We start from the raw sequence: 14,629 nt of genomic DNA on the forward strand, positions 1-14,629 counted from the left end.
GAGCGTCATGACGGAGCTGTCGCAAGTGTCGGTGACGGCACTCAAGGGTGTCGGCGAAGCCATGGCCGAGAAACTGGCCAAGGTCGGCCTCGAGAATCTGCAGGACGTGCTCTTCCACTTGCCGCTGCGTTATCAGGATCGCACCCGCGTGGTGCCGATCGGCGCATTGCGACCGGGGCAGGACGCCGTGGTCGAAGGCACCGTCAGCGGTGCCGACGTGGTCATGGGTCGCCGCCGCAGTCTGGTCGTGCGCTTGCAGGACGGCACCGGCGGGCTGAGCCTGCGCTTCTACCATTTCAGCAACGCGCAGAAGGAAGGGCTCAAGCGTGGCACGCGGGTTCGCTGCTACGGCGAAGCCCGGCCCGGCGCCTCAGGCCTGGAAATCTACCACCCCGAATACCGCGCCATCACCGGTGACGAACCGCCGCCAGTGGATGAAACCCTGACCCCGGTCTACCCGCTCACCGAAGGCCTGACCCAGCAGCGCCTGCGCCAGTTGTGCATGCAGACCTTGACGCTGCTCAAGCCGAGCACCCTGCCGGACTGGCTGCCGACCGAACTGGCCCGCGACTACCAACTGGCACCGCTGGCCGACGCGATCCGTTACCTGCACAACCCGCCCGCCGATGCCGATGTCGATGAACTCGCCCTTGGCCATCACTGGGCGCAGCATCGCCTGGCTTTCGAAGAACTGCTCACGCATCAACTTTCACAGCAGCGTCTGCGCGAAAGCATGCGTTCACTGCGCGCGCCGGCGATGCCGAAAGCCACAAAGCTGCCACCGAAATACCTGAAAAACCTCGGCTTCAACCCGACCGGCGCGCAACAGCGCGTCGGCAACGAAATCGCCTACGACCTCAGTCAGCACGAACCGATGTTGCGGCTGATTCAGGGTGACGTTGGCGCGGGGAAGACCGTGGTTGCCGCCCTCGCCGCACTGCAAGCGCTGGAGGCCGGTTACCAGGTTGCATTGATGGCGCCGACCGAGATCCTCGCCGAACAGCACTTCATCACCTTCAAACGCTGGCTCGAACCGCTGGGCATTGAAGTCGCGTGGCTGGCCGGCAAGCTTAAGGGCAAGAACCGCGTCGCCGCGCTGGAACAAATCGCCAGCGGCACACCGATGGTGGTCGGCACCCACGCGCTGTTTCAGGACGAAGTACAGTTCAAGAATCTGGCGCTGGTGATCATCGACGAACAGCACCGCTTCGGCGTGCAGCAGCGTCTGGCGCTGCGGCAGAAAGGCGTCGGCGGGCGCATGTGTCCGCATCAGTTGATCATGACCGCCACACCGATTCCACGGACGCTGGCGATGAGCGCCTACGCCGACCTCGACACCTCGATCCTCGATGAATTGCCGCCCGGGCGTACCCCGGTCAACACCGTGCTGGTCACCGACACCCGCCGCGTCGAAGTCATCGAACGGGTGCGCAGCGCCTGTGCCGAAGGTCGTCAGGCCTATTGGGTGTGTACGCTGATTGAAGAATCGGAAGAGCTGACCTGTCAGGCCGCCGAAACCACGTTCGAAGACCTCACTGCCGCCCTTGGCGAATTGAAGGTCGGGCTGATTCACGGGCGCATGAAACCGGTAGAGAAAGCCTCCGTCATGGCCGAGTTCAAGGCCGGCAACCTGCAACTGCTGGTCGCCACTACAGTGATCGAAGTCGGCGTCGACGTGCCCAACGCCAGCCTGATGATCATCGAAAACCCCGAGCGCCTCGGCCTCGCGCAGCTGCACCAGTTGCGCGGTCGCGTCGGCCGGGGCAGCGCCGCCAGCCATTGCGTACTGCTCTACCATCCGCCGCTGTCGCAGATCGGTCGCCAGCGCCTGGGCATCATGCGCGAGACCAACGACGGTTTCGTCATCGCCGAAAAGGACCTCGAACTGCGTGGCCCCGGGGAAATGCTCGGCACCCGCCAGACCGGCCTGCTGCAATTCAAGGTCGCCGACCTGATGCGCGACGCCGATTTATTGCCCGCCGTGCGCGATGCAGCCCAGGCTTTGCTGGAGCGCTGGCCGACCCACGTCAGCCCATTGCTTGACCGTTGGCTGCGGCATGGGCAGCAATACGGCCAAGTGTGAGCACCGTCGCAGTTTGTGCAGGATCGTTCCTACAGAGCTGGTTATACTCCTGCCATTGTTTCAAAAACGGATACAGACCATGACCGAAGCTGCTCTCGTCCCCGAATCTCCGCAAGCTCCGTCTGTTATTCGGCTGCTGCTCAACAAGCTGGGCGTTGCCTACGAAGAAGTGCTCGACCACCACGGCCTCAATGCCTCGCGCAAAGTGCAGGCCGTGTTGCTGGACGACGCCGTGGGCGCGTTGATGGTGCTGTTTCCACAGAGCCAGTTGCTGGATCTCAATCGCCTCGCCGAACTCACTGGTCGCCGACTCACAGCGGTGTCCACCGAACGCCTGGAAAAGATGCTCGGCAAACACAATCTGAGCCTGCTCCCAGGCCTGCCGGCGCTAACCAGTTCGCCGTGCCTCTACGAAGAAAGCCTGCTGCGCGAGCCGAAGCTGCTGATCAACTCCGGCGAGCCGGGCCTGCTGCTGGAAATCAGCAGCGAAGACTTCAAATCGATGCTGACCAAGGCCAGCGCCGCCAACTTCGGCGAAGCCCTGAGCAGCATCCGCCCGAACCTCGACCGCCCGGACGATGACCGCGAGGAAATCACCCAGGCCGTGCAGGCGTTCACCGCACGCCGCATTCAGCAGCGTCTGGAAGCGACCATCGAGATTCCGCCGCTGGCCGAAACCGCGCAAAAAATCATCAAGCTGCGCGTTGACCCCAATGCCACCATCGACGACATCACCGGCGTGGTTGAAACCGACCCGGCGCTGGCCGCGCAAGTGGTGAGCTGGGCGGCGTCGCCGTACTACGCCTCGCCGGGCAAGATTCGTTCGGTGGAAGACGCGATCGTCCGCGTGCTGGGCTTCGATCTGGTGATCAACCTCGCGCTGGGCCTGGCCCTCGGCAAGACCCTGAGCCTGCCCAAAGACCACCCGCAACACACCACGCCGTACTGGCAGCAGTCGATCTACACCGCCGCCGTCATCGAAGGCCTGACCCGCGCCATGCCGCGCGCCCAGCGCCCGGAAGCAGGCCTGACGTATCTGGCCGGTCTGCTGCATAACTTCGGTTACCTGCTGCTGGCCCACGTGTTCCCGCCGCACTTCTCGCTGATCTGCCGCCACCTGGAGGTCAACCCGCACCTGTGCCACAGCTACATCGAGCAACACCTGCTCGGTATCAGCCGTGAACAGATCGGCTCGTGGCTGATGCGCTACTGGGACATGCCGGATGAACTGGCCACCGCCCTGCGCTTCCAGCACGACCCAAGCTACGACGGCGCCTACGCCGAATACCCGAACCTCGTCTGCCTGGCCGTACGCCTGCTACGCAGCCGCGGGATTGGCTCCGGGCCGGATGAAGATATTCCGGATGCCCTGCTTGAACGCGTCGGCCTGAGCCGTGACAAAGCCAACGATGTCGTCAGCAAAGTGCTTGAGGCTGAAGTGCTGCTGCGTGAACTGGCTTCGCAGTTCAGCCAGGCATAAACAATCCGCTCTCACGAGATCATTTCAAATCGGTGAGAGCGGGCTTTCATCAGTGCTTATCAAGAAAAGTAGCGCGCTATCCACCCGCCAACAGGAAGGCTAAGCTCGTCTTTATAAAGTTCACCGCAGATGGCAATTTTGCCTTGGGACGTGATCACTGCATCCAGGGCAGACGCCATTCGATCGGGCTGACTGAAAGCCAACCAGCCCTTATCAGTGTTGAATGACTTATCGAGCGTACCGGTGAGTAAGTAACGTGCGCACACTGCCTGCGTATCGTAAAAAATATCTCCGCTGCCACTTGTGCCGGCAACGATCAACTTACTGTCCTCCGCTCCGCCAAACGCGCAAGATTGCCACTGCTGACCTTTCTCAGGTGATAGCTTGGAATACAACGGTTTACCTTCGTTGAACACTAGATTCGGTGAGCCGTTCTCGTTGAGCACGACAATTACACCTGTACCCTCGGGAAAATTGTCTTCGAATTGACCTCCTACTATGGCAATCATCCCGTCCTTTGTTCTGACGGCAATATCGCGAAAACGGGGCATATAACGGGACGTAAGCACCACATCGGGAAATTCCTCGTCCCGCACTCCATCCTCTTTGAAACGCACAACATAGGTACCAAAGGTACCTGCATCAAAGTAATCGCCAATTACTACTAAACTACCGTCCGCCTGTGCAGCCACTCCACGCGCGGCATTATCACCAGCAATTCCCAACTCAACCCAGGTCGAACCGGTCTTGTTAAAGGTTTTGTCTAATGTTCCATCAGGATTGAGTCGTATAACCGAACCCTTGGTTTGCGAAGAAGAAGGATCGTAAGTAAAAGTAGCCAGGACAATTTTGCCGCCTGGCAACTCGATGCCGCGTACTCCAGAATTGTCGCCGCCCTGAACAACTGACACGGCATCCAGGCCCGCACTTCGCCGGGCAGTACGCAACGCTCCTCTGCTAAGAGTTGCGGGCACCGCACGGTCTGGAAGAACAAGGACTCCGCCCTTGCCAAACTTGTCGTTGAGACTGCCATCGTCCAGAAGTCGAACAACCAAAAGACCGTTTTCATTAGGTCGCCATGAGTACTCCAAGACGATCAGGAATCCGCCATCACTGAGTAGGCTGGAGCCTAAAATGCTAACAATGTGTTTCTCAGGAATCGTAATGCGCGCAAAACCCCGCTGTTCCACCCCGAAGCCGGTGCCTGCATCGAGTTGCCCTTTTTGAGTGAGTCGCACGATCACGAAGCCGCGGGGATAACCCGGCTCATTCGCCACCGCAACCAGCCTGCCATCGGGCAGAGAAACAATGGCATGAGGAGCGATGCTGGCGAATTCAGGGAAATCCCAAATGCGTGCTCCGTTGTTACCAAACTCAAGATCGGGCGTGCCAGACTTGGTAGTCATGATAGTTATTCTCCAAACAGGTTCAGTCCCTTTACCGCTGGACCATCTCCTCATGAAGCACCAAGACGCCAGTAAAAGCACCTGTCACTTCTGACAGGTGCTTATGGTATTTAGAGACAAATGACCGACTTGGCGAGCCAGCGACCAATATCAGGCCTTACTCGGTTTAGCCTTGCGCGGCTTCAAATACTTCATCAAGCCCTGAAACCACATCACCAGCGCCGGATTGCCCTTGAGCTGGATCGACTTGTCCTGAATCCCCTGCATAAACGCCAACTGCTTGTTCTTCGCCTGCATTGTGGCAAAGCCATAACCGGCATCTTTAAACGCAATCGCAAACGCCGGCTCCGGCACCACGCCAGACTTGCTGGTGATGCGCTGATCCTTGACCACGAAATGCCGCGCCACTTTCCCGTCCAGCGTCTGCAACTGAAACACCAGATCCTTGTCACCCAACTGCTGCTGGAACGCAGGATTTGTCCGGCTGGCCTTACCCATCAACAAACCCATCATCCACAGGAGAAAACGAAATTTCATGCGCACAGCCTCAAAAGGAAAATGAACGGCCGGGGCAGTGTAAGGGATTCGGACGATAACGCCAGTATCTGACACTGTTGGAAGAGGATGCAGACCATTTCCCGCACGATGACCACCAAGTCACGATTCAGCGCTCGCCCACTGATCGTTCCCCCGCTCCGCGTGGGAATGCATCCCGAGACGCTCCGCGTCTCACCACTCACCTTTCCTACACCTGTTGAAACACATCCCTGTAGGAGCTGGCGAAGCCTGCGATCTTTTGATCTTGCGGCCCGCGAATCTATGGGAAATTTCCTGCAAAGTGCGGGGCTGTCCATGAACTAGGCGAGCTCGAAGATCACCGATAGGCTTTCTGCGTCATCGGGTATTCGGTGACCGGATGTGCAAGTCCGAATTCGGGAGCAATTACTTCTTACTCCAAGGGATTTACACCGATGACCAATTCAACTACCAACACGGAGGACACCTCCCCCTACGAATCTTTCGATTCAAGAAAACTACATGAAGCCGCCGAACGCGCCCTCGATCACCAGTTCTGCAAACCCGACCTCCCTCAGGCCCCACGCCGCGAAGGCCTGTTCAGCCTGAACCCGGACATCGACGCCGAAGCCCTCCTGGCCAACGCCTCGGAAGACCTGCTATCCATCAGCATCATCGCTGCGGACCTTGCGGACGACATAGATGGCTCACGCCGCTCGATTGCATTGGCATTGAGTAGGATGGCGGACGGGGTCAGATTGATGGTGGAAGGGACGCTTGATCACATTGAAGTGCGAAGCGTGGCGGCCAAGCCGTAGCGAGATTGGTGAATGAAAGAAAGGGGACGTTAAGTCCCCTTTTTGAATATTCCCTGCTTCACCACTGGCAACCTGTTTCAGGTTTCGCATCCACGTTGTAATCGTTTTCAAACGAATACTTCTTTGCAGACTTGTAATTCGTATACGTCATCGCATCAACCCGGCCACCCTGAGTGACCATCTGATACTCACCTGTCAGTGCGCCATCAACTACTTCAACCCAAGTTGTCGTGTACTGGTAGGGCCGGCCATACACGAGTTCTTCTTGTTCAGTACTGCGATGAACCAGCCCGATAGCCTTTTTCGACTTGCTGTACTTGACGCCAGCACCGCTCCATTTGGCGACAGAGTCGTAATAGGTTCGGAATTCAAAATTTATGGGTTTGCCTTCGTAGGAGCGAAAGCAAAAAACCTCGGTCGTGACCTCGCTATGAGCCGCCAGAGGAACGAAAACGAGCAACGCGGAAAACAATGCAGACGAAAATTTCAAACCGAACATTCCTTTAGCGGTTCATGGGTACAGAACACACAGTTACAGCAACTCAACGAGCTCTTGTCACGCCTCGGGCGCCACAGCACTGCGCTCACCCACCCTCGCCGGGATCTTCGAAACCGTCCCCGCTTCAGACATTCGCGATGCGTATTGCTTGTACGCCGCCACCGCCCGCTCTTTATCGTTCACGGCCCAATAACTGTCAGCGAGATTCAGGTAAGCAACCGTCCTGTTTGGGTGGTTGGCAATCACTGCATTGAGCAACTCAATCGACTCAGCGTAGTAACCCGCCTCGCCGAGCAGAAAACCGAGGTCGTTGGACCAGCCGGGACGCTGCGGGTAGTAGTACTTTGCGACGATATAGCTATCCGGGGGACAAGTGTCATGCGAGCCACCGCCCATCAACGCGTAGCTCATCGTATCCTTGAAGGAAGAGTCATCACCCTTTCGGTAGGCTGCCAGCGCCATATCCAGCAAATCAGCCGAATTGACGGTCATCAATTTCTTTCTAACGCCCTCAATACTGCCAGTACGAGCAACCTGCAGCTTCTGCAGCACTTCACGCCCATCGAAAGAAGCGAGAGTGATGGGGCCCAGTGTCTGCACCGGCAACTCCACTGCGCTAACAAGCGACCGGTCACAGGAGTCGTTATTCGCCACCTCCAGCAGAGCTTTCAGCTCAAACTGCTTTGAACCTCTGTTGAAGGCGAACAACAGGTTGAAGTTGTAAACCGCGTTATCTTCCTCGCTGGTTACCAGCGCGATGTAATCCCCAGCCTCAACGAACGGTTGCTTGACCACAGCTTCCTCAGCCTGTGGATCAATGACGGTCATGACGCCAGGGCGACCTTTGAGTACATGGACGCTGAAGACACCCTGAAGCGCAGACGAGTACTGACTCTTGATCAGAGGCAGCGCCTTCGACGTATCGAGTAAGATGTCCTCGTCACGCGCTTGTTCCGGCGCAATCAACAATCGGTTAGAAACTTCGTCCGCATCGCCCGCCAGTACAAACACCTTTTGCCGTGATGCATCACCCAGCAAGCTAGCCGGAATTTCCTTCAGGACTTGTGGGGCAGCGAGTGCGTATGAAGTGGTTAGCAGCCCAAGGCTCAACACGATAAAGCGGAAGAACATATTCACTCTTTCAGTCCCTGAATTTCGGATCGCTTAACGACGCGTTGCGGAATCTTCTGCGCTTTACCGGCGGCACTCATCGCGTCGCGGTACTCGCGATAATAACGCTGCGCTTCCTCTTGGCGATCAAGGCGCCACAGCGAATCAGCCATGTTCAGCATCAGCACTGTGCGTTTGCCGACAGCCTCAACGCCTCGATAAAACTTCATCGCCAACTCATCGTTGCCGCCCTCGGCCAAGTAAAAACCGAGGTCGTTGTAAGCCTGAACACTTTGCGCGGGGGGATGACACGCCATGTAGGATTCCGGGCTCAAAAAGCTCAGGCTCCATTCGATGGACTCTGCTCGGAACTGCGCAGGCTGGATACCCGAAGCATTTTTCAGCAGGTCCTTGGGTGACTTAGTCTCCAAGACAGGATTGAGCACCCCGCCCTCTTCGGAAACCCATTGATTGCCTACCCATTTACCCTCACAAAACCGCTCGTAACTCTCAGCAAGCACGCAACCGGTTTCCATCGAGATCACATCGCAATGCCCTTGTGATGTCGCTATTTCCTCACCGTTCTCACCTATGACTACGCCGTACTCCACCGCAGTCGCCAGTAGAAATTTTTTGTCAGGGCTGAGCCATTCAGGATAAGCCTGAGCACCAATGCCGGCATGGAACAACGGGAACGTTTTTCCATTCGCGGTGAACCAGGCATTGGTAGATTCCACGACGGGTGAAGTCCATTTTTTTTGCCTGGAACGTCACTGTGTTTCCGGCGGCTCCCACTATTGGCGGGTCAACGGCAAAGACATTGGTAGCGCTGAACAAGCTGCCGATCATCAACACCCACTTAAGGCTGGCCATAGACGATCCTCTTCATCGCCGGGCTTTCTGACATTAACTGTCCCTTCGTAACGCCATAGGCTTTGATCAGCTCTTCCCGAGATCCCTTCGAGCCGAAAGAGCGTTGGTTATTATCGAAGCTGTATTGCTCCAATCGCCCTGCTGTCGAGTAATACCCATGCCACTCCGCGCAGGCACCACAACCGCCATAGCCGCCTATCGAAACAAGACTGCCCTTGGTGCCTTCCACGCAATCCATCGCCACAACAACATTGCTCAACATCTTCGTCTTCGCACCGTCGGAAGTGAGCTGTGAAACTTTGCCGATATCGCGACGAAGCACTTTGCCGCCGATGTTGATGGTTTGGTCAGAGCAAACCGGGATGACGTGGGTTTGCGCACCATCCACCGTCACCGATCGGCAGGACGACACCAACACCACTTCAACACCGCCGCACTGCATGACATCGCGTTGGGTAAAGGTGTCCGAAGGCGCGGCGAAAGCTGGCAGAGAGAGCAGCAGCGAAACGCTGCCCGCGAGAAGACGGTTCATCCACTCACTCCTCATCCATCGGCGACGATTCCACGTCGGTCATGCTCAGCAGCCGGAATTCGTTGTTCACAAACTCGTAATAACGATCCCGATTACCGCTTTCCAACACATTCCCATGCGCATCTTCTTCGCCGTCGAGCGTGATGCCGGACACGATGATCAAGCGGCTGTCGGGCTGGTAAACAATGCCGAACGTGCTGCCGTCGTAAGCATTCGGCAGACCGCCAACGACTTCCCCAGTCTGAGCGTCCAGCACTTCGCCGCAAATGGCGCTGCCGCCACAGCCGAGCCTGTGCAGGATGTAATGGCCGGCGAAGTTGACCTTGCCTTTCAGGGCTTGCACCCGCGCTAGGTCCATCATTGGGCTGCTGTTTTCCTGCGGCACCAGTTTATGGTTGGGGCCGGTGAAAACTGGCGTGACGGTGTAATCCTTGAAGGCTGGATCGGCAGCGAATGCCATGGACGCGGCAGCCAATATCAAGCTGCCGAGAAGAACCGAAAATCCTTTCACGTAGTAACTCCGTAAATGCAGCGGGGACCGTCGGCTTACTCAGCCTGCCCTTCGTAACGCTGTGTCTGCGGGTCGAATTGCCACAGATGTGGCCGGGTCATGGCCTTTTCACCCTTGTAGCGAATCCGTCCGCGCTTGTCCCTGATGTAGGAGTAGATCTCGATGTCCTTGAACTCACCTCCCCCCTTGGCTGGGCCGTCCAGAACTTTGACCCCGGCGAAGTAACCGCCGCCCGAATACCTCAAATAACCACGGCACTGGATCAGGAAGGCGAATGTGCTATCCATTGATGAGCCAATGCCGACGCGGGAATTGAAGATGAAGTCCTCGATGCCATCGCCATTTAGATCGCCGCGAAAAACCACGTGGCCCGGATCGATAGAAAATTCTTTTCCATCGAGACTGGAAAGTATGTCTTCCGGATGTTCACTGCTCTGCGGCCATTGCGATAAGAAATATTTTGAGTCAGCTTCCTGATTGCAAACATCTGCCGCCATAACCGCTATCGGGAACCAGCTCACACATAACACCAGCAATCGTTTCACTTCGCATCCTTTGAATTAATCAATTCCAACTCACCATCCCGATACAACACCTCACACCCCACCCACGCCGGATCCACCTGCGGCATCACCGCCGACGGCTTGCGCAACTCGCGCAACAGCGTCGAGCCATGGGACAAGCGCCCACCCATCCGCGCAATCACCGCACGCGCTGTTTGGTAATGCGCATGTCGCCCCGGATCGAGGGTGTCTTCGAGCAAAATATCCTCGCCCAGAATGCCTTGCACCTGCCCCGGATAAATCATGAACTCGGTGGCCTGCTCCGCACCTTCGCGACCGTCCTGCCAGAAGCTGCCGTCTCGGGTGCGAACGTCGGGATGCGGTGCAAACCAGTGCTCGCGATCCGCCAGCGGCATCGCGTGGTGCAGGCGGAAGAAGATGCGCATCAGGTTGTCGCGATACCACTCGCGTACTTGCAGGTAGTAACCGCGTAGGCCCGGCAGGCCGGTCGAATGCGCTAGGCGGATCAGCCCTGACCATTGCGGGAATGCTTGTAACGGCAGCTCAGTCGCCGTAGGTCGAGGCGTAGCGGGATCGGTTTCCCACGGCAATCGATGCGGGCTGTTTTGGAGGTTGTCGTACGCGGTCGGCGGGCGGCCCAGCCAGTCGCCGCCACTGCTGGCCAGCGCCGTGGCGATGCACAGATTGCCTTGCACCACGAACACGTAAAACCGGGTGAACCAGTCCGCAAGTTGTTGGCCATTGGCACTCTGGGCGAAGAGTTCGGCCAGCTCCCGATCAAAGCGCTGCAAGCCATTTTCAAGGCTCAGCAAATGGCTGCGAGCCTTGCGTTGCATGCGCAAAAACAGCGGCAACGAACGCAACATCTTCAGTGGCTGCCACGGCAAATGCGGCGTCGCACCACCGACTTCACCGGCGTAGTTAGCGGCGCTGATGCCCCAGTCGGCCAGCCGGGCAAGAAACAGATCATTGTTGATATAGGACGCGCCGCCGAACACGGCGGTGAACGGCTCGTTGTCCTGCAACACCCGCGCATCCCAACGCGCCATGATCGCAGGGATACTCGCTGCCGCGCGGCGCTGGGCGTATTCCACCAGCACGCTCGGTTGCGGCGGCAGGATCTCGGCGATGTTGGCGGCGGTCAGGTGCCGGCGCCAGCCGTAATCGCTGATCGGCCGGTATTGCAGCAGCCACAGTTGTGAGCCGTCCCAGGCCCATTCGACATCGCCGGGCACGTAGTGGAACACGCGCAGTACGTCTTGCAAAAAGCGCCAGAGCAGGTCTTCGGTCAAACCGTGGGACGGCGTGAACGTGCCGCTGCGCCAGGCATCGCCGAGCCGCGAAAGCGTTGCCCGCGAGGGGCTGACGTGACCGTCGGCCAGCGATTCGAGATGGCCTTCCACCCACTCAAGTTCTACCGAGAGATGGCGCACGAAAGCGATGCCGGAAACGACCGGCGTGATGAAGCGCTGCACCACCACTTCCTCGACGCCCTCGGCCGTCAGTTCGGCGATGCGTTTCGGCACATTGGCGGTCGGCTCGCGCAGATAAGTCGTGCTCAAACCGGCATTCGCCGAATCGGCCTGATCCTCGCCATAACTGGAGGAGCGCACCGCCCAGATCACATCAGGTTGGGCGGCAAGAAATACCGGCAGACGCGGATCGCTGCAATCGTTGAGCGTCAGCGCTGCCGGCACCGCTTGCCGCGCCAGTTCAGCCAGACGCAAACGCCCGCCCTTGGTGTGAGCGACAAACCCGCGCTCGCCCGACTCCAGCCACTCGGCGAATTCGGCGGGCGAGTCGATCCACGGGTAATGGCCCCAACCGGGTTTCAGGCTGATGGTCAGATCTGCGCGGGCGAGAATCGCCGACCACGCTGCCGCTTGCTCGATACCGAGCACAGCGTCCTGATCGCCCCAAACCACCTCGACCGGATCGGTGATCCACTCCAGCAGCGGCAACGCGGTGTCGGCGCGAATCAGATCCCAGTGCGGCACAAACGCACGGCAGCGCGCATAGCCGGCGCCCATGCGCTGGTACTGCGCGGGCGTCCAGGTCTGGTTGGAGAACTTGCGCGCGAACAGCGTGGGTTTGTTCGACAGCAGCCAGTGGATGGTCTTGCGGATCGGCAGCGGCGACATCAACGCCGGCAAGCGACGCTGCCACAAAAATGCCCCAACCGGCGCCAACAGAACACTGCGGGAAAAGTGCCCGGGCCGACGCTGCAACGCGTGCAGCACCAGCAACGCATTGACCCCGACTGCCATGATCGCGCTGCCCTTCTGCGTCATCGCCACCAAGGTCTGCGCGTAGTCCGCCAGATCCTCGCAGGGTGGCAGCGGATTGGCGCCGAAGCCCGGCAACTCCAGCGGCACCACGTCGTAGCGCTGGAAGTGCGGCAGTGCGTCGTCCCACCAATCGGCGGCGCTACCGTTGCCGGCCAGCAGGTACATCAACGGCTTGCTCATGAGCGATCCTCAGGTCAGATCGCGCAGAGCGGCGTCGAGTGTTGGATAGCGGAATGTGTAGCCGGCCTCGGTCAAACGCTGCGGCACCACGCGCTGACCGTCGAAGAACAGCTGCGCCATCTCCCCCGCCATTGCACGCACTGGCGCGGCGGGAATGTGCAACCACACCGGACGCTTGAGGACCTTGCCGGCCTGCTCGGCAAACGCTGCCTGACTGACCGTCTCGGGCGCGACCATGTTGTAGGTGCCACGCAGATTTTCGTCGTTGAAAGCCCGCGCGATCACCTGAAGCACATCGTCGCGATGCACCCAGCTCATGATTTGCCGACCATCGCCCATGCGCCCGCCGAAACCCAGGCGGAACGGCAGCAGCAACGGCGTCAACGCACCGCCGGGACCGAACACTACGCCGAGACGCAGCACTACCTGACGCACGCCAAACTCGGTGGCCGGTTGCGCGGCGGCTTCCCAACGCGCGCAGAGTTCGGCCATGAAGCCGTCGCCCTTGCTGGCGTGTTCGTCGAGGCTTTCGCTGGCATCGCGCACGCCGTAGAAACCGATGGCCGAGGCTTGAATCCATAGCGAGGGTTTCTGCTTGGTGTTCTTCAGCCAGGTCATCAACGCTTCGGTGGTGCCGACCCGGCTGGCGAGCAGTTGTGCCTGACGCTTGGGAGTCCAGCGTGGGCCGGCGACGGGTGCGCCTGCGAGATTGATAACCACGTCGAAGGTTTCGTCGTGGCTGAGTTCGCTGAGCGAATGCACACAGCGGACGCGGCCGTTGAATAGATTGGCCGCGCTCAACGGATCGCGCGTCAGTACGCTGACCGAGTGGCCCGCGTCGAGTAATTGATTGACCAAGGCTTCACCGATGAACCCGGTGCCGCCGGTGATTAGCACTCGCTTGTAGGCGCCATCGGCAAACGGGTTGGATTGGCTCGGTGCCTTTACTGAAGAAGCCTTTCGTCGGTCATGCCGATACAGCCAGAACAGTGGCGGCAACAACACCAGCAATGCAAAACCGTCGAGCCACAGGTGCGACCAGACCTGTTGTTGCGCTGAGAGCCACATGTCCTGCGGCGCCCATAACAGGATGCCGGCAATCAACCAGCCCCAGATTGCCGGGGTTTTCAAGCGATTGCCCAAGTGCACCAGCGCGAGCATATACAGCGAATAACTTTGCAGCGTCGCGCCGAACAGCGCGAGCCACCAGACTTGTTGTTCGTGGCCGGCGGTGGGAACCGCATCGGCATCCCAGAACGACAGTTCGAGGACTTGCAGGTAGCCATCGAGCAAGCCGGAGTCACCGGCCCAGGTCAGGGTAAGACCGGCGAGGATGTGCGTGATCGCAGCGGCATATAGCCAAAGCACCAACGCTGGGCGAAGCGAGGAAGAAGAGGCTGGCATTCCGTGTCCTGAGCGCGTTCCTTGGGGGTGGGGAGTTTAAAGGAAAATCGCGGTCGTCAGATGCTCAAGCGTTAAACGTTTTAGCGTGAGGGATTCAGACAAAACTTTTGCAAAAACCGCCTCAAACAGCCCCTCGAAATTCAAATGCAGTGGCTGGCTTTGATCGGCGCCGTGGCTGACGATCCCAATCGCCCCACGTTGAAGACGCCCAACTGGTCACCTTTGTCAGCCGCCATTTGATAACAGGCTAAAAGAAAAAGAGGACAGACCATAAAAGAAAAAAGGGACAGACCGCGTTTTTCGGGTAATTGCTAAAATCGTGGTCTGCCCCCATTTCACTGTCCCCATTTCACCCATGTCTCCATTTCACCCAAACGGGGCAGATTTACTCATGCTCAACGATAA

Annotated in this window: 13 protein-coding genes; 3 read left to right on the plus strand and 10 right to left on the minus strand. The window is 58.5% G+C overall.

Annotated features, from left to right (window positions below):
* Positions 1-7 precede the first annotated feature (7 nt).
* The gene (gene recG, locus AB4N73_RS21065) at positions 8-2,083 is read left to right on the plus strand and encodes an ATP-dependent DNA helicase RecG (protein WP_460142505.1); all 2,076 of its coding nucleotides are present in this window, start codon (positions 8-10) and stop codon (positions 2,081-2,083) included.
* Between the two features lie 79 nt (positions 2,084-2,162).
* Entirely contained in the window at positions 2,163-3,563 is a 1,401-nt protein-coding gene (locus AB4N73_RS21070; protein WP_041476626.1) for an aminoacyl-tRNA deacylase and HDOD domain-containing protein, read from the plus strand.
* Positions 3,564-3,622: 59 nt separating this feature from the next.
* On the opposite strand, the gene AB4N73_RS21075 is transcribed toward AB4N73_RS21070, so the two are convergent.
* Together AB4N73_RS21075 and AB4N73_RS21080 are read right to left on the minus strand one after the other, a co-directional pair.
* Positions 3,623-4,969, minus strand: coding sequence for a delta-60 repeat domain-containing protein (locus tag AB4N73_RS21075; RefSeq protein WP_460142506.1), 1,347 nt, complete (start codon positions 4,967-4,969; stop codon positions 3,623-3,625).
* Positions 4,970-5,119: 150 nt separating this feature from the next.
* Entirely contained in the window at positions 5,120-5,506 is a 387-nt protein-coding gene (locus AB4N73_RS21080; protein WP_460142507.1) for a helicase, read from the minus strand.
* A gap of 434 nt (positions 5,507-5,940) precedes the next feature.
* Between AB4N73_RS21080 and AB4N73_RS21085 the strand changes: the two genes are divergently transcribed.
* Positions 5,941-6,303 carry a DUF6124 family protein gene (locus tag AB4N73_RS21085; RefSeq protein WP_460142508.1) on the plus strand — a complete coding sequence of 121 codons (363 nt, stop codon included), beginning with the start codon at positions 5,941-5,943 and terminating at the stop codon, positions 6,301-6,303.
* Between the two features lie 58 nt (positions 6,304-6,361).
* On the opposite strand, the gene AB4N73_RS21090 is transcribed toward AB4N73_RS21085, so the two are convergent.
* The 8 genes from AB4N73_RS21090 to AB4N73_RS21125 all read right to left on the minus strand — a co-directional run bounded on the left by AB4N73_RS21090 (position 6,362) and on the right by AB4N73_RS21125 (position 14,224).
* Positions 6,362-6,793, minus strand: a complete 432-nt coding sequence (locus AB4N73_RS21090; protein ID WP_423664852.1) for a hypothetical protein — start codon at positions 6,791-6,793, stop codon at positions 6,362-6,364.
* Positions 6,794-6,859: 66 nt separating this feature from the next.
* Complete coding sequence (locus AB4N73_RS21095; RefSeq protein WP_460143601.1) at positions 6,860-7,933, minus strand: tetratricopeptide repeat protein; 1,074 nt, start codon at positions 7,931-7,933, stop codon at positions 6,860-6,862.
* A 2-nt stretch (positions 7,934-7,935) separates the two neighbouring features.
* Positions 7,936-8,649 carry a tetratricopeptide repeat protein gene (locus tag AB4N73_RS21100; protein ID WP_460142509.1) on the minus strand — a complete coding sequence of 238 codons (714 nt, stop codon included), beginning with the start codon at positions 8,647-8,649 and terminating at the stop codon, positions 7,936-7,938.
* 122 nt (positions 8,650-8,771) lie between these two features.
* Positions 8,772-9,317, minus strand: a complete 546-nt coding sequence (locus AB4N73_RS21105) for a hypothetical protein (protein WP_460142510.1) — start codon at positions 9,315-9,317, stop codon at positions 8,772-8,774.
* Between the two features lie 4 nt (positions 9,318-9,321).
* On the minus strand, positions 9,322-9,777 hold the full coding sequence (locus tag AB4N73_RS21110; protein WP_460143602.1) for a hypothetical protein: 456 nt from the start codon (positions 9,775-9,777) through the stop codon (positions 9,322-9,324).
* A gap of 86 nt (positions 9,778-9,863) precedes the next feature.
* The gene (locus tag AB4N73_RS21115) at positions 9,864-10,373 is read right to left on the minus strand and encodes a hypothetical protein (protein ID WP_110644516.1); all 510 of its coding nucleotides are present in this window, start codon (positions 10,371-10,373) and stop codon (positions 9,864-9,866) included.
* Positions 10,370-12,820 carry an alpha/beta hydrolase gene (locus AB4N73_RS21120; protein WP_460142511.1) on the minus strand — a complete coding sequence of 817 codons (2,451 nt, stop codon included), beginning with the start codon at positions 12,818-12,820 and terminating at the stop codon, positions 10,370-10,372. The genes AB4N73_RS21115 and AB4N73_RS21120 overlap by 4 nt, the downstream gene beginning before the upstream one ends.
* A 9-nt stretch (positions 12,821-12,829) precedes the next feature.
* Positions 12,830-14,224: a TIGR01777 family oxidoreductase gene (locus tag AB4N73_RS21125; protein WP_315435193.1), complete on the minus strand. Its 1,395-nt coding sequence runs from the start codon at positions 14,222-14,224 to the stop codon at positions 12,830-12,832.
* Positions 14,225-14,629 lie beyond the last annotated feature (405 nt).

The organism is Pseudomonas sp. S3_B08 (assembly GCF_054667725.1).